This window comes from Pseudomonas lini (assembly GCF_964063345.1).
GTDB lineage: Bacteria > Pseudomonadota > Gammaproteobacteria > Pseudomonadales > Pseudomonadaceae > Aquipseudomonas > Aquipseudomonas lini_B.
Genome location: NZ_OZ061318.1, coordinates 2,436,473 through 2,455,430 on the forward strand (window position 1 = coordinate 2,436,473; position 18,958 = coordinate 2,455,430).

At 59.8% G+C, this 18,958-nt stretch carries 18 protein-coding genes; 12 read left to right on the plus strand and 6 right to left on the minus strand.

The window, feature by feature from the left end; translation table 11 throughout:
• Positions 1 to 2 precede the first annotated feature (2 nt).
• Positions 3 to 719, minus strand: a complete 717-nt coding sequence (locus AB3226_RS10975) for an LrgB family protein (protein ID WP_367373090.1) — start codon at positions 717 to 719, stop codon at positions 3 to 5.
• Complete coding sequence (locus AB3226_RS10980) at positions 716 to 1,078, minus strand: CidA/LrgA family protein (protein ID WP_367373091.1); 363 nt, start codon at positions 1,076 to 1,078, stop codon at positions 716 to 718. Before AB3226_RS10980 ends, AB3226_RS10975 begins: the two co-directional genes overlap by 4 nt.
• 197 nt (positions 1,079 to 1,275) lie before the next feature.
• Between AB3226_RS10980 and AB3226_RS10985 the strand changes: the two genes are divergently transcribed.
• The 3 genes from AB3226_RS10985 (at position 1,276) to AB3226_RS10995 (ending at position 4,230) form a co-directional block, all read left to right on the plus strand.
• On the plus strand, positions 1,276 to 1,731 hold the full coding sequence (locus AB3226_RS10985; RefSeq protein WP_052967098.1) for a MaoC family dehydratase: 456 nt from the start codon (positions 1,276 to 1,278) through the stop codon (positions 1,729 to 1,731).
• A gap of 114 nt (positions 1,732 to 1,845) precedes the next feature.
• Positions 1,846 to 3,561: a C13 family peptidase gene (locus tag AB3226_RS10990; protein ID WP_367373092.1), complete on the plus strand. Its 1,716-nt coding sequence runs from the start codon at positions 1,846 to 1,848 to the stop codon at positions 3,559 to 3,561.
• A 27-nt stretch (positions 3,562 to 3,588) separates the two neighbouring features.
• Entirely contained in the window at positions 3,589 to 4,230 is a 642-nt protein-coding gene (locus tag AB3226_RS10995) for an oxidoreductase (RefSeq protein ID WP_367373093.1), read from the plus strand.
• A 131-nt stretch (positions 4,231 to 4,361) separates the two neighbouring features.
• Here the strand turns inward: AB3226_RS10995 and AB3226_RS11000 are convergent, their stop codons facing one another.
• The 4 genes from AB3226_RS11000 to AB3226_RS11015 form a co-directional block, all read right to left on the minus strand.
• Entirely contained in the window at positions 4,362 to 4,646 is a 285-nt protein-coding gene (locus AB3226_RS11000) for a YceK/YidQ family lipoprotein (RefSeq protein ID WP_367373094.1), read from the minus strand.
• Positions 4,639 to 5,271: a flavin prenyltransferase UbiX gene (ubiX, locus tag AB3226_RS11005; RefSeq protein ID WP_007894343.1), complete on the minus strand. Its 633-nt coding sequence runs from the start codon at positions 5,269 to 5,271 to the stop codon at positions 4,639 to 4,641. The genes AB3226_RS11000 and ubiX overlap by 8 nt, the downstream gene beginning before the upstream one ends.
• Complete coding sequence (mpl, locus tag AB3226_RS11010) at positions 5,268 to 6,617, minus strand: UDP-N-acetylmuramate:L-alanyl-gamma-D-glutamyl-meso-diaminopimelate ligase (RefSeq protein WP_008009026.1); 1,350 nt, start codon at positions 6,615 to 6,617, stop codon at positions 5,268 to 5,270. The genes ubiX and mpl overlap by 4 nt, the downstream gene beginning before the upstream one ends.
• Before the next feature lie 158 nt (positions 6,618 to 6,775).
• Entirely contained in the window at positions 6,776 to 8,689 is a 1,914-nt protein-coding gene (locus AB3226_RS11015; RefSeq protein WP_367373095.1) for a sigma-54-dependent Fis family transcriptional regulator, read from the minus strand.
• Between the two features lie 481 nt (positions 8,690 to 9,170).
• Between AB3226_RS11015 and AB3226_RS11020 the strand changes: the two genes are divergently transcribed.
• From AB3226_RS11020 to AB3226_RS11060, 9 genes are all read left to right on the plus strand, one after another.
• The gene (locus AB3226_RS11020; RefSeq protein WP_367373096.1) at positions 9,171 to 10,691 is read left to right on the plus strand and encodes an aldehyde dehydrogenase family protein; all 1,521 of its coding nucleotides are present in this window, start codon (positions 9,171 to 9,173) and stop codon (positions 10,689 to 10,691) included.
• Positions 10,692 to 10,971: 280 nt separating this feature from the next.
• Positions 10,972 to 12,342, plus strand: a complete 1,371-nt coding sequence (eat, locus tag AB3226_RS11025; protein ID WP_095054601.1) for an ethanolamine permease — start codon at positions 10,972 to 10,974, stop codon at positions 12,340 to 12,342.
• Positions 12,343 to 12,532: 190 nt separating this feature from the next.
• On the plus strand, positions 12,533 to 13,927 hold the full coding sequence (locus AB3226_RS11030) for an ethanolamine ammonia-lyase subunit EutB (RefSeq protein ID WP_367373097.1): 1,395 nt from the start codon (positions 12,533 to 12,535) through the stop codon (positions 13,925 to 13,927).
• Positions 13,928 to 13,935: 8 nt separating this feature from the next.
• A complete protein-coding gene (gene eutC, locus AB3226_RS11035) occupies positions 13,936 to 14,760 on the plus strand; it encodes an ethanolamine ammonia-lyase subunit EutC (protein ID WP_367373098.1) in 825 nt (274 codons plus the stop codon).
• A 112-nt stretch (positions 14,761 to 14,872) separates the two neighbouring features.
• Positions 14,873 to 15,334 carry a GNAT family N-acetyltransferase gene (locus AB3226_RS11040; protein ID WP_367373099.1) on the plus strand — a complete coding sequence of 154 codons (462 nt, stop codon included), beginning with the start codon at positions 14,873 to 14,875 and terminating at the stop codon, positions 15,332 to 15,334.
• Between the two features lie 339 nt (positions 15,335 to 15,673).
• Entirely contained in the window at positions 15,674 to 16,330 is a 657-nt protein-coding gene (locus AB3226_RS11045) for a DedA family protein (protein ID WP_367373100.1), read from the plus strand.
• Positions 16,331 to 16,336: 6 nt separating this feature from the next.
• Entirely contained in the window at positions 16,337 to 17,149 is an 813-nt protein-coding gene (locus tag AB3226_RS11050; RefSeq protein ID WP_367373101.1) for a zinc-dependent peptidase, read from the plus strand.
• A 123-nt stretch (positions 17,150 to 17,272) separates the two neighbouring features.
• Positions 17,273 to 17,800 carry an inorganic diphosphatase gene (ppa, locus tag AB3226_RS11055; RefSeq protein WP_008052339.1) on the plus strand — a complete coding sequence of 176 codons (528 nt, stop codon included), beginning with the start codon at positions 17,273 to 17,275 and terminating at the stop codon, positions 17,798 to 17,800.
• Between the two features lie 235 nt (positions 17,801 to 18,035).
• Positions 18,036 to 18,782, plus strand: a complete 747-nt coding sequence (locus AB3226_RS11060) for a helix-turn-helix transcriptional regulator (RefSeq protein ID WP_367373102.1) — start codon at positions 18,036 to 18,038, stop codon at positions 18,780 to 18,782.
• The last annotated feature ends 176 nt before the right edge of the window (positions 18,783 to 18,958 follow it).

An 18,958-nucleotide genomic window follows, 5' to 3' on the forward strand; every position in this document is an offset into this window, starting at 1 on the left:
CTTTACACCACCATCGACACTGCCAGCGGCAGGAACACCGCCGTGGCCACACCCATCAGACTCATCGCCAGCGCCGCGAAAGCGCCGCATTCTTCACTTTCCTGCATCGCCACCGCAGTGCCGACCGCATGCGCCGTCATGCCCAGCGCCATACCGCGCGCCTCAGGACTGTGAACACCAAGCCTTGTCAAAAGACTCGGCCCGAAGATCGCCCCGATCACCCCGGTAATCAACACGAACACCGCCGCCAGCGCCGCGACGCCACCGATCTGCTCCGCCACCAGCATGGCAATCGGCGAGGTGACCGATTTGGGTGCCATGGTCATCAGGATCATGTGTTCGGCACCGAACCACCAGCCCAGCAATACACCCATACCTGTGGCGACCACGCCACCTATCACCAGCGTAGTAAATATCGGCCAGAACAACTGCCGGATCCGCCGCAGGTTGAGGTACAGCGGCACCGCCAGCGCAACAGTGGCCGGCCCGAGCAAGATGCTGAGGATCTCGGTGCTCTTGCGATATTCGGCGTAGCTCAGGCCGCACCCCACCAGTACACCGATGACCAGCAACATGGAGACCAGCACCGGTTGCAGAAAGATCCAGCGGGTTTTCTCGAAGGCCGCCAGTACCAACTGATACGCACCCAGCGTTACGCCAATGCCGAATAACGGATGATGAATCACCGACGCCCAGGCGCCGTGCCAATCGAGCATCATTGGCCGTCCTCAGGATGGGCATGGTGCTTGACCATGCGCTGCATCAGTACGCCGGCAAAGGCCATGGACAACAGCAACGACAACACCAATGCGCCAGTGATCGCCCAGAAATCCGCGGCAATGTCGGCGGCGTAAACCATCACCCCCACCGCCGGCGGCACCAGCAGCAATGGCAGATAACGTAACAAGCTGCTGGCCGCAAGGCTCAGCGGCTCGCCGACTTGACCGCGGAGAATCAGATATCCCAGCAGCAACAACAGGCCCACGATCGGCCCCGGCAGCACCGGCAAAAACAGATGGTTTAGGGCGGTGCCGAGCAATTGAAAAAGCACCAGCCAGGTCAGGCCACGTAACAACATCCATCATCTCCCACGTGCTCTCCCCACAAAGAAGGGGCCCGACATTATAAGCACGCTAACGCTATGAATCGGCATTCGCCAAAAGCATGGTTAGTTGACCGGAACAATTTGTCATGTTGATCTAAAGTGGTTCGCAAGGGAGGTCATCCCACCCGCTCGAAAATCCAATAAAACCGATGAACCCAAGGAGAGTCTCAATGCCCTATGTTCCAGTTGCGGAGCTCAAAGATTATGTCGGCAAGGAACTCGGACGTTCCCAGTGGCTCACCATCGATCAGGAACGCATCAACCTGTTCGCCGAAGCCACAGGCGATTATCAGTTCATCCATGTCGACCCGGTCAAAGCTGCGCAAACACCTTTTGGCAGCACCATTGCCCATGGTTTCCTGTCGTTGTCACTGATCCCCAAACTGATGGAAGACATCCTCATCCTGCCAGAAGGCGCGAAGATGGTGGTCAACTACGGTCTGGATAGCGTGCGTTTCATCCAGCCTGTGAAGGTCAACTCCAGGGTTCGACTCAAGGTCGACATGAACGAGGTCATCGAGAAGAAACCCGGCCAATGGCTGCTCAAGGCCACCGCCACGCTTGAAATCGAAGGGTCGGACAAACCGGCGTATATCGCCGAGCCACTGTCCCTCTGCTTCGTGTAAAGCATCCCGGATGCGAAGCAGCTCACGCTGTTTCGCGCCGTCTCTCTGCCGTGTCCCTATAAATGCGACACATAGCTGCGTCATACTCCGTCGCCTAATTGCCCGGATCCCGCTATGCGCCCACTTGCACTCCTTGCTCTGACCCTGTTGCTCACCGCTTGCGGCGACGGCGAATCGCTGTTGCCCCCCGATGCCCGCCTGCCGGACGGCGGACGCTATCGCGGTGATCTGGTCAATGGCTTGCTGCAAGGTGAAGGCCGCATCGATTACCCGAACGGCAGCTGGTACGCCGGCCAGTTCGACAAAGGCCAATGGCATGGCCAGGGCGAATGGCATGGCAGCAACGGCGAGGTCTATCGCGGGCAATTCCAGCAAGGGCTATTCGACGGCCAAGGCACGCTGACCACCACTGGCAGCACCTATACCGGCGGTTTCAAGGCGGGTCGACGCGAGGGTGAAGGTACCCTCAAAGAAAATGCCATGACCTACCGCGGCGAATTCAAGGCCGATCAATACTCAGGGCTCGGTCGTCTGGAACTCGAAGACGGCAGCCAGTACCAGGGTCAATTCGCCCACGGCAAACCCAACGGCGAAGGCCAGCGCAGCGATGCCAGTGGCAACCAGTTCACCGGGCATTTCGCCGACGGCCAACTAGAAGGCAACGGCACCTTCAACAGCGCCGATGGCGATATCTATGTCGGCGGTTTCAAGAACAATCAACTGCACGGCAAGGGTCGCTACGAAAACGCCGATGGCGATGTCTGGCTCGGTCAGTTCAAAGAAGGCGTGCTCAGCGGCAAAGGCGAGTTGATCGGCGCCGACGGCAGTCACTATATCGGCCAGTTCAGCGACTGGCGTTTTACCGGCCAGGGCCGTTTGAACCTGGCCGATGGCAGTTTCTATGTCGGCCAGTTCGATGGCGACAATTATCAGGGCCAAGGCACTTTGGTGCTGACCGATGGCACGGTGCAGAGCGGCACCTGGGTCAATAGTCAACGCGTGCGCGACGCCGACGGCAAGCTGCTGCCCGACCCTCTCGAACTCGGCTTGCTGGCTCAGGGTCGCTTGCTCGACGATGCACTGGCCAACGTCCCGGCCTCGACCCCGGCGGTCGAACTGTACACCTTGACCTTGGGCGGCGATGGCAAGCAGAGCGTGTTCCTGCGCGAGTCCGACTACGTCGCCAACATGCTCTCCAGCCGGTTCGGCGCCTTTGGCCAGATCCGCCTGGTCAACCATCGCGATCACCTCGGCGACCGGCCGATGGCCACCCGGGAAAACCTGCGCCGCGCCGCCCTGACCCTGGCAGAGCGCAGTGGCCCGGAAGACTTGCTGTTCATTTACCTGACCAGCCATGGTTCGAGCGAACACGAACTGGTGCTCGACCAGCCACGCATGGAATTGGCCGACCTGCCGGCCGACGAACTCGCCGCCGTCCTCGCCCCCCTGAAAAAGCGCGACAAAATCATTGTGATTTCGTCTTGCTATTCCGGCGGTTTCATCCCCGCTCTCAAGGATGAACGCACCCTGATCATGACCGCCTCGCGCGCCGATCGAGTGTCCTTCGGGTGTTCGGAGGAGGCCAACTTCACGTATTTCGGCGACGCGCTGTTCGCCCAGGCGCTGAACCAGACTGACGATCTGGAGCAAGCCTTCAAACTGGCCAGCGCCACCGTGGCCGAGCGTGAACTGGCCGACAGCTTCGAAGCTTCCGAGCCACAGATCTGGGCGCCGAAAACCGTTCTCAGCCACTGGCAACTGTTGCGCAAACAACAGGCACGAAAGGCACTGCAAAGTGTCTCTATCAGCAAGGATGAAAAGAGCAACTAAGCTGAACAGTATCAAGGGGGAATAATTATGTACTTGACGCCTCAGCATGTATTGCTTGCCGGAGCCACCGGTTTAACCGGTGAACATTTGCTTGACCGTCTACTCAACGAGCCAACGATTACACGCGTATTGGCCCCCTCACGCCGGCCGCTGGCCGAGCATCCACATCTGGAAAACCCGGTCGGCGACCCGGTGGTGTTTTTGCCGCAATTGAACGGTCGCGTCGACATTGCCTACTGCTGCCTGGGCACCACGATCAAGCAGGCCGGCTCCGAGGAAGCGTTTCGCGCGGTGGACCTGGACATGGTCGTGGCTTTCGCCAAACGTGCTCGGGAAATGGGCGCACGGCACTTGATCGTGATCAGCGCCTTGGGGGCCGATCGCAGATCCTCGATTTTCTACAACCGGGTCAAAGGCGAGATGGAACACGCATTGCGCGCACAGAATTGGCCGCAGCTGACCATTTGCCGACCTTCGCTGCTGTTGGGCGATCGCGTCGAGCCGCGACTGGCCGAGAAAGTCGCCGGTCCGTTGTCGCGATTGATTCCGGGCAAATACCACGGCATCGAAGCCTGCCAATTGGCCCGCGCCATGTGGCGCCTGGCACTGGAAGAGCAGGATGGCGTGCGGATTGTCGAGTCGGATGAGTTGCGCAAGTTAGGTAAATAACGCGCCGACCTGTGGCGAGGGAGCTTGCTCCCGCTGGACTGCGCAGCAGTCCCATTCTTTTGGGGGATAAGCGGGGCCGCTACGCGGCCCAGCGGGAGCAAGCTCCCTCGCCACAAGAGCCGCGCTCGTTCTTACAAACCACCCGTCGCTTGAAAACTTACGCCAATCACCGTCAACAACGACAGCGGCAACAGCAGCGTGTCGAGCAACGCACTGGCTGGCAGGTCAATACCCGGATAACTCGGCGCTTCTGCGCCAAATCGGTCCATGGCACAGCAACCGCCGTTCATTGCATACAAATCCAGGCGCGTTCCCGAATACACCACCGGCGCTCCAGGCTTGGCGGCATCGAGCGTGCGCGCCGTGGCGCAGCCGGCCAATTGCAATGCCAGCAGAATGATCAGCAGCTTATTCATCGCTGCTCAAATGGTGTTCGCCCCAGCGCGGCAGCATGTCTTGCGGGATGTTTAAACAGTTAAGAATTCGCGCCACGACGAAGTCGATCAAGTCATCGATGGTCTGCGGCTGGTGATAGAAGCCCGGCGACGCCGGCAGAATCGTCACGCCCATGTTCGACAGCTTGAGCATATTTTCCAGATGAATGCTCGAATACGGCGCCTCGCGCGGCACCAGAATCAGCTGGCGGCGCTCCTTCAAGGTCACGTCGGCGGCCCGTTCGATCAAGTTGTTGCAGGCCCCGGTCGCGATAGCCGACAAGGTCCCGGTGGAACACGGCACCACCACCATCGCCGCTGGCGAGCCAGAGCCCGAAGCCACCGGCGACATCCAGTCTTCCTTGCCATACACCCGAATCTGCCCGGCGGCGGCGCCGGTGTATTCAGTGAGGAAGGCCTGCATCATTTGCGGCTTGGACGGCAGCGAGACATCGGTCTCGGTGGCCATCACCAGTTGCGCGGCCTTGGAGATCAGGAAGTGCACCTCGCGGTCTTCGCGCACCAGGCAGTCGAGCAGGCGCAAGCCGTACTGGGCGCCCGAAGCGCCGGTCATCGCCAGCGTGATGCGTTCCGGGCCGTTGTTCATTGCAGCGCCTCGGCCAGTTTGCCGTGCAGGCCGCCGAAGCCGCCGTTGCTCATGATCACCACGTGAGTGCCGGGCTGGGCCTGACTCTTCACACGCTCGATGATGCCTTCCAGCGAATCGCTGACAATCGACGGCACGGTGCACAACGCGGCGGTGGCGCCCAGATCCCAACCGAGGTTGGCCGGTGAATACCAGATCACCTGATCGGCATCGACCACGCTTTCCGGCAAGCCATCACGATGAGCGCCGAGCTTCATGGAGTTGGAGCGCGGCTCGATGATCGCGATCAACGGCGCGTCGCCAATGCGTTTGCGCAGACCGTCGAGGGTGGTGGCGATGGCGGTCGGGTGGTGAGCGAAGTCGTCGTAAATGGTGATGCCACGAACTTCCGCGACTTTTTCCATCCGGCGTTTCACGCTTTTGAACGCGCTCAGTGCCGCAATGCCCATCGACGGCACTACGCCGACGTGACGCGCAGCGGCCAAGGTGGCCAAGGCGTTGGCGACGTTGTGCTGACCGGTCATGTCCCACTCGACCACGCCTTGAACGGCGCCTTCGAACATCACTTCGAATTTCGAGCCGTCTTCACTGAGCAGTTTGACTTGCCACTGACCGCCAGCACCTGTGGTTTGCACCGGGGTCCAGCAGCCCATTTCGATCACGCGCAGCAATGCCGGCTCGGTGGTCGGATGGATCACCAGGCCTTCACTCGGGATGGTCCGAACCAAATGGTGGAATTGCCGCTCGATCGCCGGCAGATCAGGGAAGATGTCGGCGTGATCGAACTCAAGATTGTTCAGGATCGCCGTGCGCGGGCGGTAGTGAACGAACTTGGAGCGCTTGTCGAAGAACGCGCTGTCGTATTCGTCGGCTTCGATCACGAAAAACGGCGTATCACCCAGACGCGCTGACACCGAGAAATTCTGCGGCACACCGCCGATCAGGAAACCCGGGCTCATGCCAGCGTGTTCCAGGACCCAGGCGAGCATGCTGCTGGTGGTGGTTTTGCCGTGAGTGCCGGCAACTGCCAGCACCCAGCGACCTTGCAGTACGTGATCGGCCAGCCATTGCGGGCCCGAGACGTATGGCAGGCCTTTGTTCAGCACGTACTCGACGGCCGGGTTGCCACGGGACATGGCATTGCCGATCACCACCAGGTCCGGGGCCGGATCGAGTTGCGCCGGGTCGTAACCTTGGGTCAACTCAATGCCCTGGGCTTGCAGCTGAGTGCTCATCGGCGGATAGACGTTGGCATCGGAGCCCGTCACGTGATGGCCCAGCTCTTTGGCAAGAACCGCCATCGACCCCATGAAAGTGCCGCAAATACCAAGAATATGAATGTGCATAGTCGACCTCGTAAAACATGGCCGCAGGTTAGCGTAGGGAGGGGAAAATCGCACCTTGTGTTTCGCCCATACTGACGCCATCGCGGGCAAGCCCGCTCCCACAGGGTCTGCGCTGCCCTTGTGGGAGCGGGCTTGCCCGCGATTGGCCGCGACTCGGTTTACCGGGCGATTCCGTGTTTACGCAGCTTTCTGTAGAGGGTATTACGACTAACGCCCAGCTGTTCAGCCGTGTGCGTCATGTGCCAGCGCTGCTGCTCCAGCACATTGAGCAACGCTAGCCGCTCGGCATCGTCCAGCGGATACTCGGACTGGGCTTCAACCGCCGGTACTGTCACCGGCCGGGCCTGGCGAATCATCGCCGGCAAATCCTCCAGCCCGATCCGACCACCATCACACAGCGCCGCCAAAGTCCGCAGCACATTGCGCAACTGCCGCACATTCCCCGGCCAGGCAAAATCCAGCAAGGCCTGCCGCGCCGGCCCGTCGATCAATACCGTTTCCCCACCCGCCTCTTCGGCCAGCAAAAAGTCGAGCAACTGTGATTTGTCAGCGCGCTCACGCAGCGCCGGCAATGCGACCTCCAGCCCGTTGAGCCGGTAATACAAATCCTCGCGAAAGCTGCCGTCCTGCACCCTTTCAAGCAGATTGCGGTGAGTGGCGCTGATGATCCGCACATTGACCGATTCCGGCTCACCGCCAATCGGCACCACCTGACGGTCTTCCAGCACCCTTAATAGACGGGTCTGCATGCTCAGCGGCATGTCACCGATTTCATCGAGGAACAACGTCCCGCCATCGGCCTGCTGCAACTTGCCGCGCATGCCTTCCTTGCGGGCACCGGTGAAGCTGCCGCCGCGATAGCCGAACAGTTCACTTTCGATCAGGCTTTCGGGAATCGCCGCGCAATTCAGGGCGACGAACGATTTTTCCGAGCGTTGACTGGCCTGATGCACCGCTTTGGCGAAGGCTTCCTTGCCTGAGCCGGTTTCGCCGTTGATCAGCAACGGTACATCACGCTCGAATACCCGCAGGGCCTTGCGGAAATCCTCCTGCAACGCGGCATCGCCCAGGCAAATGCCTGACAAGCGCGGACGCTCGGCAACCATCGGGCTTTGCACCACCGGCACCGGAATACTGCGCGACTGCCCGCGCAACACGGCAAACAGCCGCCGCCCATCACGGGTGCGCAACGGCCAACTGGCGCTGGCACCAGGGCTCGCGCGGCCGAGCAACTCATCCAGCGAGCAGTCGAAAAACGCCTCCACCGGTTTGCCCAACAGCCCACCGCGGATATGCCCGAGCAAATTCAGCGCACTCTGGTTCACCGCACAGATCCGCCCTTCCCCGTCAAACGCCAGCAACCCTTCGCTGAACAGGCCGACGGATTCGGCCTGCAGGTGAAAACGCAGCAACCATTGATTGTCGAAGTAACGCAGGAAATAGCAGCTCTCGATCATCTTCGCCGAGAGGTTGACCAGAGCCATGGTGTGAAACTGGCTCTGCCGTGAAACCTCATGACGCGCAGAAGACACGTCGAGCACCGCCAACAGCTCGCCGTGAGGGTCGAACACCGGGCTCGCCGAGCAGGTCAGGCCGGTATGACGCCCCCGAAAATGTTCGTCTTGATGGATGGTCAGGGACTGACGCTCCACCAGGCAGGTGCCGATGCCGTTGGTACCTTCGCAGGCTTCGCTCCAGTCGGCGCCGAGCCAAAGGCCGGCGCGCTCGAAAATCTTCCGTTCGGCGGGCGCGGTGACGCAGTTGAGGATCACCCCGCGGGCGTCGGTCAGCAGCACCGCGTGGCCAGCACCGGAAAGTTGCTGGTGGAGGCTGGTCATTTCGTTGCCGGCGATCTGCAGCACTTGCTGCAAGCGTTCGCGGCTTTCCAGCACGCGGCCATGCTCCAGCACCGTCGGCGCCATGGTCAGGGCCGGGTCGAGGTGATAGTCCTCAAGACAACGCAGCCAGGAACGGGCAATGGATGGATCGCTGCCGGGACCATGCAGGTGGGATTTACCCTGGGTCACGGTCAGCACTTGCTGGGCATGGCGACTCAAATGGTTGTCGTGCATTTCTTATTATTCTCCCCGATAGCTGTGCTGCCCCCTATCAAGAGGCTGGCACACACCTGTGGCGAGGGAGCTTGCTCCCGCTCGAGTGCGAAGCGCTCGCCAAAAAATCATGACCGGCAGACATTTTAGGGGTCGCTTCGCAGCCCAGCGGGAGCAAGCTCCCTCGCCACACAAGCCCCTCACACACAAGCCTCGCCACAGAGGATTACCTGTGTGGCAATTTGAGGCCCAGCATCCTCCAGCCATCGACGCATTGCAATGCTGGCAAGACCCGCCAGTCACAGCCTGCGCCACAAACGGTACAAAGTGTCACAGGGGCTGTACCGCAAGCGTCACAAACACCGCCCATCCGTCCGACAAAAAACGCGCAAGGCCTTGATTTACCTGACCTGCAAGGCACTGGCCCGACCTTTGCTCTACGCTTGTACAGCGCTTTAGCGCGTCCTCCCTTATAAGCACAAAAGCCAAGGAGAAACCCATCATGCGTTACGCTCACCCCGGTACTGAAGGCGCTATCGTTTCGTTCAAGAGCAAATACGGTAACTACATCGGCGGCGAGTTCGTCGCGCCTGTCAAAGGTCAGTACTTCACCAATACATCGCCGGTCAACGGCCAACCTATTGCCGAATTCCCGCGCTCCACAGCCGAAGACATCGAAAGGGCCCTGGACGCTGCCCATGCCGCCGCCGATGCCTGGGGCGCCACGTCCGCCCAGGCGCGCTCGCTGGTGCTGCTGAAAATCGCCGATCGCATCGAACAGAACCTGGAACTGCTGGCGATCACCGAATCCTGGGACAACGGCAAGGCCGTTCGCGAAACCCTCAACGCCGACATCCCGCTGGCCGCCGACCATTTCCGCTACTTCGCCGGTTGCATCCGCGCCCAGGAAGGCAGCGCCGCCGAGATCGACGGCAACACCGTGGCCTATCACATCCATGAACCGCTGGGCGTGGTCGGGCAGATCATTCCATGGAACTTCCCGATCCTGATGGCCGCCTGGAAACTTGCCCCGGCCCTCGCCGCCGGTAACTGCGTGGTCCTTAAACCGGCCGAGCAAACGCCATTGGGCATCACCGTGCTGATGGAACTGATTGGCGACCTGCTGCCGCCCGGCGTGCTCAACGTGGTGCAAGGCTTCGGCAAAGAAGCCGGGGAAGCCCTGGCCACCAGCAAGCGCATCGCCAAGATCGCCTTCACCGGCTCGACCCCGGTCGGCTCGCACATCATGAAATGCGCCGCCGAAAACATCATTCCGTCGACCGTGGAGCTGGGTGGCAAGTCGCCGAACATCTTCTTCGCCGACATCATGCAAGCCGAACCGACCTTCATCGAAAAGGCCGCCGAAGGCCTGGTGCTGGCGTTCTTCAACCAGGGCGAAGTCTGCACCTGCCCGTCCCGCGCCTTGGTGCAAGAGTCGATCTACGACGACTTTATGAAAGTCGTGATGAAGAAAGTGCTGTCGATCAAACGTGGCGACCCGCTGGACACCGACACCATGGTCGGCGCCCAGGCATCCGAGCAGCAATTCGACAAAATCCTTTCGTACCTGGAAATCGCCAAGGGCGAAGGCGCCGAGCTGCTGACCGGCGGCAAGGTGGAAAAACTCGAGGGCAGCCTGGCGACCGGGTATTACATCCAGCCGACCCTGCTCAAGGGCACCAACAAAATGCGCGTGTTCCAGGAAGAAATCTTTGGCCCGGTGGTGAGCATCACTACCTTCAAGGACGAAGCCGAAGCCCTGGCCATCGCCAACGACACCGAGTTCGGCCTGGGTGCCGGTCTCTGGACCCGCGACATCAACCGCGCCTACCGCATGGGCCGCGCCATCAAGGCCGGCCGTGTGTGGACCAACTGCTACCACCTGTACCCGGCGCACGCCGCGTTCGGTGGCTACAAAAAGTCCGGCGTCGGTCGTGAAACCCACAAAATGATGCTCGATCACTATCAGCAGACCAAAAACCTGCTGGTGAGCTACGACATCAATCCGTTGGGCTTCTTCTAAAAACCGGGGGCGATACAGGTAGTTCTGTATCGCCCTTCAGATGGTCATCGCGGGCAAGTCGGATCGCCGCACCGCCGCTCCCACAGTGTTTTGGGTCAACCCCAATAGGTGAACTTACCCCATAACCCTGTGGGAGCGGGCTTGCCCGCGATGGCGTCCTTAAACGCACCGTAAATCATAGCCCTGCTTGTCTGGCACGGGCTTTGCGTGCCCGCATTACTCGAAAACGCCATACCCGAAAGTCCAACAGATCAAACAATAAAAAAGACAGAGAGGACTTATGACTTCTATTACACAGCTCAAACCCACACTCGGCACCCTGCATCTATGGGGCATTGCCGTCGGCCTGGTGATTTCCGGCGAGTACTTCGGCTGGAGTTACGGCTGGGGCACCGCAGGGACCCTGGGTTTTCTCGTCACCGCCTTGATGGTGGCGACGATGTACACCTGCTTCATCTTCAGTTTCACCGAATTGACCACCGCTATTCCCCACGCTGGCGGGCCGTTTGCCTACAGCCGTCGGGCCTTCGGTGAAAAAGGCGGACTGATCGCCGGCATTGCCACCCTGATCGAATTCGTCTTTGCGCCACCGGCCATTGCCATGGCCATCGGCGCCTACCTCAACGTGCAATACCCGGAACTGGACCCGAAGATCGCCGCTGTTGGCGCCTATTTCGTGTTCATGGGTTTGAATATCCTCGGCGTGAGCATCGCTGCCACGTTCGAATTGGTGGTCACCGTGCTGGCGGTCGCCGAGTTGCTGGTGTTCATGGGCGTGGTCGCACCGGGCTTCAGCTTCAGCAATTTCGTGCTCAACGGCTGGTCGGGCTCCAACGAATTCACCATGGCCTCGATTCCCGGCATCTTTGCGGCAATCCCTTTCGCGATCTGGTTCTTCCTCGCCATTGAAGGCGCCGCCATGGCCGCCGAGGAAGCCAAGGACCCGAAACGCACGATTCCCAGGGCTTACGTCAGTGGCATTCTGACCCTGGTGTTCCTGGCCATCGGCGTCATGGTGATGGCTGGCGGTGTTGGCGACTGGCGCCAACTGTCGAACATCAACGATCCGCTGCCTCAGGCGATGAAAGCCGTGGTCGGCAATAATTCGACCTGGATGCACATGCTGGTGTGGATCGGCCTGTTCGGCCTGGTGGCGAGTTTCCACGGGATCATTCTTGGCTACTCGCGACAGTTCTTCGCCCTGGCACGCGCCGGTTACCTGCCCAAAGGGCTGGCCAAACTCTCGCGCTTCCAGACTCCGCACCGGGCGATTCTGGCGGGCGGCGTGATCGGCATCGCAGCGATCTACAGCGACGGCCTGGTCAACCTGCAAGGCATGACGCTGACGGCGGCAATGATCACCATGTCGGTATTCGGCGCCATCGTGATGTACATCATCAGTATGCTGAGCCTGTTCAAGTTGCGTAAAACCGAGCCGAACCTGGAACGCACCTTCCGCGCCCCGGGTTACCCGATCGTACCTGGGATCGCGCTGTTTCTGGCGGTGGTGTGTCTGGTGGCGATGGCATGGTTCAACACGCTGATCGGCTGTGTATTCCTCGGGTTCATGGCGGCCGGTTACCTGTATTTCCAACTGACTGCCAAGCAGCGTTCCGACGCGCCGGCGGATGCGATGCTCGAAGGCGTCTGAGTTGCACCGGCGCCGGGCTGATTCCCGGCGCCTGCCCTGATACAGCGCAATCCATGTGGGAGCGGGCTTGCCCGCGATTGCATCACCGCGGTGCAACTATTGAACCGAGTTGTTTGCATCGCGGGCAAGCCCGCTCCCACAGGATGCTCCGTGTTATCAAGATTTGTATTCATCAGGAGGACACCGTCCCATGGCCATATTTGCCCATACCGTCGGCGCCCAGACCTACCGCTTCGACAGTCTCAAAGACGTCATGGCCAAAGCCAGCCCGGCGCGTTCCGGGGACTTTCTGGCCGGCGTTGCAGCCCTAAATGATGGCGAGCGGGTGGCCGCGCAGATGGCCCTGGCTGACATCCCGCTGACTCACTTCCTGCAGGAAGTACTGATTCCTTACGAGGCCGATGAAGTCACCCGGCTGATCATCGACACCCACGATAAACAAGCTTTTAAAGCGGTCAGCCACCTCACTGTCGGTGGCTTTCGCGATTGGCTGCTCAGCGACGCCGCCGACGAACAGAGTCTTCGCGCCCTCGCTCCGGGCCTGATCCCGGAAATGGCCGCCGCCGTGTCGAAGATCATGCGTGTGCAGGACCTGGTGCTGGTGGCGCAGAAAATCCGCGTGGTCACGAAATTCCGCGGCACTCTGGGCCTGCGCGGCCGGCTCTCGACACGCCTGCAACCCAATCACCCCACCGACGAGCCGGCCGGCATCGCCGCGAGCATTCTCGACGGCCTGCTGTACGGCAACGGTGATGCAATGATCGGCATCAACCCGGCCACCGACAGCATCGCTTCGATCTGCGCCATGCTGGAAATGCTTGATGCGATCATCCAGCGCTATGAAATTCCTACACAGGCCTGCGTGCTGACCCACGTCACCACCTCCATCGAGGCGGTGAATCGCGGCGTTCCGCTGGACCTGGTGTTCCAGTCGATCGCCGGCACTGAAGCGGCCAACGCCAGTTTCGGTATCAACCTCAACGTCTTGCAGGAAGGCTATGACGCGGGCTTGAGCCTGAATCGCGGCACGTTGGGCCAGAACCTGATGTATTTCGAGACCGGCCAGGGCAGCGCCTTGTCAGCCAACGCTCACCATGGCATCGATCAACAGACCTGCGAAACCCGCGCCTACGCCGTGGCGCGCCATTTCAAACCGTTTCTGGTGAACACCGTCGTAGGCTTCATCGGCCCGGAATACCTCTACAACGGCAAACAGATCATCCGCGCCGGTCTCGAAGACCACTTCTGCGGCAAGCTGCTGGGCGTGCCAATGGGTTGCGACATCTGTTACACCAATCACGCCGAGGCCGATCAGGACGACATGGACACCCTGCTGACCCTGCTGGGCGTGGCCGGAATCAACTTCATCATGGGCATCCCCGGCTCTGATGACATCATGCTCAATTACCAGACCACCTCGTTCCACGACGCCCTCTACGCCCGGAAAACCTTGGGCCTGAAACCGGCGCCGGAGTTTGAACAGTGGCTGGCGAACATGGGCATCTTCACCCAGGCAGACGGCAAAATTCACTTCGGCGACAACCTGCCGCCGGCCTTCCGTCAGGCCATGGCGCAACTGGGATGAGTATTGAGATGGATAAACCACCTGTCGATCCGCAAAACCCATTGCTGGAGTTGCGGCGCCTGACCCCGGCACGTATTGCCCTCGGTCGTACAGGCACCAGCATGCCGACCAGCGCGCAGCTGGATTTTCAGTACGCCCATGCACAGGCCCGGGATGCAGTGCACCTGCCGTTCGACCACCTGGGGCTCAGTTCGCAACTGGCCCAGCGTGGACGTGAAAGTTTGTTGCTGCACAGCGCCGCCACCGACCGGAACAGCTATCTGCAGCGCCCCGATTTGGGGCGCAAGTTGAGTGATGAGTCGGCGCAGACCTTGCGCGATTACGCGCTGAGCCATCCTGGCGGAGTGGATTTGGTCGTGGTGGTGGCCGATGGCCTCTCGGCATTGGCCGTTCATCGCCACACCTTACCGTTTCTGGCGCGTATGGAAGAACAGACAGCCGCTGAAGGCTGGTCCCTGTCGCCAGTAATTCTGGTGGAACAGGGCCGTGTAGCGGTGGCCGACGAGGTCGGCGAGCTGCTCGGCGCGAAGATGGTGGTCATATTGATCGGCGAACGCCCCGGCTTGAGCTCGCCAGACAGCCTGGGGTTGTATTTCACCTATAATCCGAAAGTCGGACTGACAGATGCCTATCGCAACTGCATCTCGAATGTTCGGCTCGAAGGCTTGAGTTACGGCATGGCGGCACACCGCTTGCTGTATTTGATGCGCGAAGCCTGTCGGCGGCAGTTATCAGGGGTCAGTCTGAAGGACGAAGCCCAGGTTCAGACGCTGGAGTCGGACATTGGTGCAGACATGAGAGGTAATTTCCTACTGAGCCCGTCGGATACCTGAACCGTTTCCGCATTGCGTTTCTATTCAGGTTTCAGGCAGGATCGATGCACGGCCGCCAGGGTTTCCCGTCGCCGTCACCACGTAAGACAGCCACTTGAAGACGAGACCTACCATGCGGATTATTCAAGCGACCCTCGAACACCTCGACCTGCTGACCCCGTTATTCGTCAAATATCGTGAGTTTTACGGTTCCCTGCCGTATCCGGACTCGTCCCGGGCGTTCCTCGAGAAACGCCTGCGACGCAAGGAATCGGTGATCTACCTGGCCTTGGCCGATGACGACAACAATAAACTGATGGGTTTCTGTCAGTTGTACCCGAGCTTTTCGTCTCTTTCGCTTAAACGCGTGTGGATCCTCAACGACATCTACGTCGCCGAAGACGCCCGCCGCCAGTTGGTGGCCGATAACCTGATCCGCACCGCGAAAAAAATGGCCAAGGAAACCAATGCCGTGCGCATGCGCGTTTCCACCAGCAGCGATAACGATGTCGCACAGAAAACCTACGAATCCATCGGGTTCAAGGAAGACACCGAGTTCAAGAACTACGTGTTGCCGATCAGTGACGGGCTGTAACGCACTGGGGCCTTATGTGGCGAGGGAGCTTGCTCCCGTTCGGCTGCGCAGCAGTCGTAAACCCACCAAAGCGATTTTCCTGATACACCGCGTAGTCGGACCAGGAGCGCTTCGCACTCCAGCGGAAACAAGCCCCCTCACCACAGTGGATTGTGCAAAGCCAACAGACCTATGGTCGACCCATCGACATTCCCCGCTACAAACTCGACGCGTTTTTCACTTGTCACCCCGTATAATGCCCATTCTTCCGGCTCGTAGGAAAAATTACACCTGGCTGTAGTCTTACGCGAGCCATCCGCACAGGCCTGCAGAGTCGGGCCATCACCACAGGTGCTTTCCATGGATTTCAACCCGATCGACCTTATCCTGCATCTCGATGTTTACCTCGACCTGCTGGTGACTAACTACGGGTCATGGATCTACGCCATTCTGTTTCTGGTGATCTTCTGCGAAACCGGTCTGGTGGTGATGCCATTCCTGCCGGGCGATTCTCTGCTGTTCATCGCCGGCGCCGTGGCGGCCGGTGGCGGCATGGACCCGGTGCTGCTGGGCGGCCTGCTGATGCTGGCTGCGATTCTCGGTGACAGCACCAACTACGTGATCGGCCGCACCGTTGGCGAACGGTTGTTTCGCAACCCGAACTCGAAAATTTTCCGCCGCGACTACCTGCAACAAACTCACGACTTCTACGACAAACACGGCGGCAAAACCGTGACCCTGGCGCGCTTCATGCCAATCATCCGTACCTTTGCCCCGTTCGTCGCGGGCATTGGCAAAATGCCTTACCCACGATTCTTTGCCTTCAGCGTCCTCGGCACCATCCTCTGGGTGGGTGGCCTGGTCACCCTCGGTTACTTCTTCGGCAACGTACCGTTCATCAAGAAAAACCTGTCGCTGCTGGTGGTGGGCATCATCCTGCTGTCGCTGCTGCCGATGATCATCAGCGTGATCCGCAGCCGCCTCGGTCATGCTGCGTCCAAAGCCGAACCCCGCTGACTCACGATGTGGTCCCTTAGCGCCTGGCGACGCCGGCGCACCCTGGCCAGGCATCCGATTGCCGACGACATGTGGCAACGGGTGCGCCATCACTTGAGTTTTCTCGATGGCCTCAGCGCAGCCGAAGACCAGTGGCTGCGCGAAGCCTGCGTGCTGTTCCTGCAAGACAAACACCTGACCGCCCTGCCCGGCGTCGAACTTCACCAAGAGCAACGCCTACTACTCGCCGCCCAAGCCCAATTGCCGCTGCTGCACCTGGGCGATCTGAACTGGTATCAGGGCTTTCACGAAATCATCCTTTACCCCGACGATTTCCTCAGCCCCCAGCGCCATCGCGACGCCAGCGGCGTCGAACATGAATGGGACGGCGAACACAGCGGCGAAGCCTGGCAGCAAGGCCCGATCATCCTCGCCTGGCCCGGCGTGATGGCCAGCGGTGGCTGGGAAGGCTACAACCTGGTCATCCACGAACTCGCGCACAAACTCGACATGCTCAACGGCGACGCCAATGGCCTGCCACCGCTGCATGCCGATATGCGCGTCAGCGACTGGGCCAAGGTCATGCAAGAAGCCTATGACGACCTCGATCGGCATCTGGACCGCAACCCTGACGCACAAACCGCCATTGACCCATACGCAGCGGAAAACCCCGCCGAGTTCTTCGCGGTCACCAGCGAATACTTCTTCAGCGCCCCGGATTTATTGCACGAGGCTTATCCGCAGGTTTATGAGCAGCTGAAGCTGTTTTACCGGCAAGATCCGCTGGCGAGGCTGAAGCAACTTCTGGCCGAGAACCCTGTCTATCAGGCACACGACTAGCGGGCACCTGGGTCTCTACGACCTCTGGCGCATGGCAACGACGGCGGAATATGCCTATAATCGCCGCCACTTTTTGGTCAATCCGGCCAAGTGTTTTTGGTCAACTAACGGGGGCACCGCCCAATGAGCTACAGCAAGATTCCGGCTGGCAAAGACCTGCCGAACGACATCTACGTCGCGATCGAGATCCCGGCCAACCACGCGCCGATCAAATACGAAATCGACAAAGACAGCGATTGCCTGTTCGTTGACCGTTTCATGGCCACCCCGATGTTCTACCCGGCCAACTACGGTTACATCCCGAACACCCTGGCCGACGACGGTGATCCCCTCGACGTGCTGGTCGTGACACCTTACCCGGTTGCTCCAGGTTCGGTAATCCGCGCGCGTCCAGTCGGCATCCTGAACATGACCGACGACGGCGGCGGCGATGCCAAAGTGATCGCGGTTCCACACGACAAGCTGTCCCAGCTGTACGTCGACGTGAAGGAATACACCGATCTGCCACCTCTGCTGATCCAGCAGATCGAGCACTTCTTCGCGAACTACAAAGATCTCGAAAAAGGCAAATGGGTGAAGATCGAAGGCTGGGCCGGCGCAGATGCCGCCCGCGACGCGATCACCAAGTCGGTTGCTGCCTATAAAGGCTGAGAAGCTGCTTAGCTTCTAGCTGCGACGCTTGAAGAAAAACCCCGGTTGATCCGGGGTTTTTTGTGGGCGCTCCGCTCAGACACTGACCTTTAACGGTACGTGGAACGCTTCTTGGCTTTGGTTTTTTCCTGTTTAAATTCCACTAAAAGCGTCTTACATCCAGTCTTAAATTTCCCTCGAAATTTGAACGGGTCGTTTATTCAAACCCCCATCCTGCGCCAGTAAACTCGTGTTTATGAAAAAGAACACTAGCGGCCCACGGTTTAAAGCACTCCTCGAAGCAGCGAAAATCACAACCACTGGATTTGCCGCTTTCTTCGACACGGAAGCGCAAAATATCCACAACTGGTACACCCGAGGTGTGCCCGCCTACCGCATGGAAGAGGTCGCCAGACTACTGTCTGTAAACAGCGACTGGCTAAAAACCGGCGAAGGCCCGAAAGAATCCTCACGCCTGCGCGTGCTCGACGAGGCCGGCAACACCTTCGACGCCCAAGCCATCCGCGGCATCTACACGGTGATCGAAGCCATCGACGTCGAGCTGCCCTTCTACAAAGAAACAACCACCGCCCCGGGCTCCAACAAAACTCACGTCGTCAAAGACCCCAGCCAATCCATCCGCCTGCCCCGCAGCCATCTGGACTCCCTGGAAATCAACCACGCCGACGCTATTTTTACCCACATGATCGGCAACAGCATGGCCGAAAAGATTGAAGACGGTTCGACGCTTGCAATCGACCGCGGGCTTACTCAGGTTATTGATGGGGAAATTTATGCGATCGAGCATGACGGGATGCTGCGGATCAAATACCTGCACCGAATGCCGGGGAATGCGCTGCGGTTGCGCAGTTACAACAAAGCCGAGTATCCAGACGAGATCTTCAATGCCGAGCAGATCGACAAGCAAAACATCAGGGTATTGGGATGGGTATTCTGGTGGTCGACGCTCAACAAACGGCGGCCGTCTGTGCCCTTCCTGTAAGCAACCATGGCGAGGGGCTTGCCCCTGTGTAGGAGCGAGGCTTGCTTGCGAAGGGAGCGCCGCAGTCCGCCAGGCAGACCGTGTCATCGCTCTTCGCGGGCAAGTCGGACCGCGCACCGCTCGCTCCTACAGGGGCTTGCCTCGTTCGACTACGCAACAGCCGAACGCAGCCTTCG

Excerpts from the sequence above, each read along its gene's own strand:
- ppa (WP_008052339.1), top strand. The coding sequence starts at position 17,273 with ATGAGCTACAGCAAGATTCCGGCTGGCAAAGACCTGCCGAACGACATC.
- ubiX (WP_007894343.1), bottom strand. The coding sequence starts at position 5,271 with ATGAACAACGGCCCGGAACGCATCACGCTGGCGATGACCGGCGCTTCG.
- AB3226_RS11000 (WP_367373094.1), bottom strand. The coding sequence starts at position 4,646 with ATGAATAAGCTGCTGATCATTCTGCTGGCATTGCAATTGGCCGGCTGC.
- mpl (WP_008009026.1), bottom strand. The coding sequence starts at position 6,617 with ATGCACATTCATATTCTTGGTATTTGCGGCACTTTCATGGGGTCGATG.
- AB3226_RS10985 (WP_052967098.1), top strand. The coding sequence starts at position 1,276 with ATGCCCTATGTTCCAGTTGCGGAGCTCAAAGATTATGTCGGCAAGGAA.
- AB3226_RS11030 (WP_367373097.1), top strand. The coding sequence starts at position 12,533 with ATGGCCATATTTGCCCATACCGTCGGCGCCCAGACCTACCGCTTCGAC.
- AB3226_RS11020 (WP_367373096.1), top strand. The coding sequence starts at position 9,171 with ATGCGTTACGCTCACCCCGGTACTGAAGGCGCTATCGTTTCGTTCAAG.
- AB3226_RS10995 (WP_367373093.1), top strand. The coding sequence starts at position 3,589 with ATGTACTTGACGCCTCAGCATGTATTGCTTGCCGGAGCCACCGGTTTA.
- AB3226_RS11060 (WP_367373102.1), top strand. The coding sequence starts at position 18,036 with ATGAAAAAGAACACTAGCGGCCCACGGTTTAAAGCACTCCTCGAAGCA.
- AB3226_RS10990 (WP_367373092.1), top strand. The coding sequence starts at position 1,846 with ATGCGCCCACTTGCACTCCTTGCTCTGACCCTGTTGCTCACCGCTTGC.
- eat (WP_095054601.1), top strand. The coding sequence starts at position 10,972 with ATGACTTCTATTACACAGCTCAAACCCACACTCGGCACCCTGCATCTA.
- AB3226_RS10975 (WP_367373090.1), bottom strand. The coding sequence starts at position 719 with ATGATGCTCGATTGGCACGGCGCCTGGGCGTCGGTGATTCATCATCCG.
- eutC (WP_367373098.1), top strand. The coding sequence starts at position 13,936 with ATGGATAAACCACCTGTCGATCCGCAAAACCCATTGCTGGAGTTGCGG.
- AB3226_RS11040 (WP_367373099.1), top strand. The coding sequence starts at position 14,873 with ATGCGGATTATTCAAGCGACCCTCGAACACCTCGACCTGCTGACCCCG.
- AB3226_RS10980 (WP_367373091.1), bottom strand. The coding sequence starts at position 1,078 with ATGTTGTTACGTGGCCTGACCTGGCTGGTGCTTTTTCAATTGCTCGGC.
- AB3226_RS11045 (WP_367373100.1), top strand. The coding sequence starts at position 15,674 with ATGGATTTCAACCCGATCGACCTTATCCTGCATCTCGATGTTTACCTC.
- AB3226_RS11015 (WP_367373095.1), bottom strand. The coding sequence starts at position 8,689 with ATGCACGACAACCATTTGAGTCGCCATGCCCAGCAAGTGCTGACCGTG.
- AB3226_RS11050 (WP_367373101.1), top strand. The coding sequence starts at position 16,337 with ATGTGGTCCCTTAGCGCCTGGCGACGCCGGCGCACCCTGGCCAGGCAT.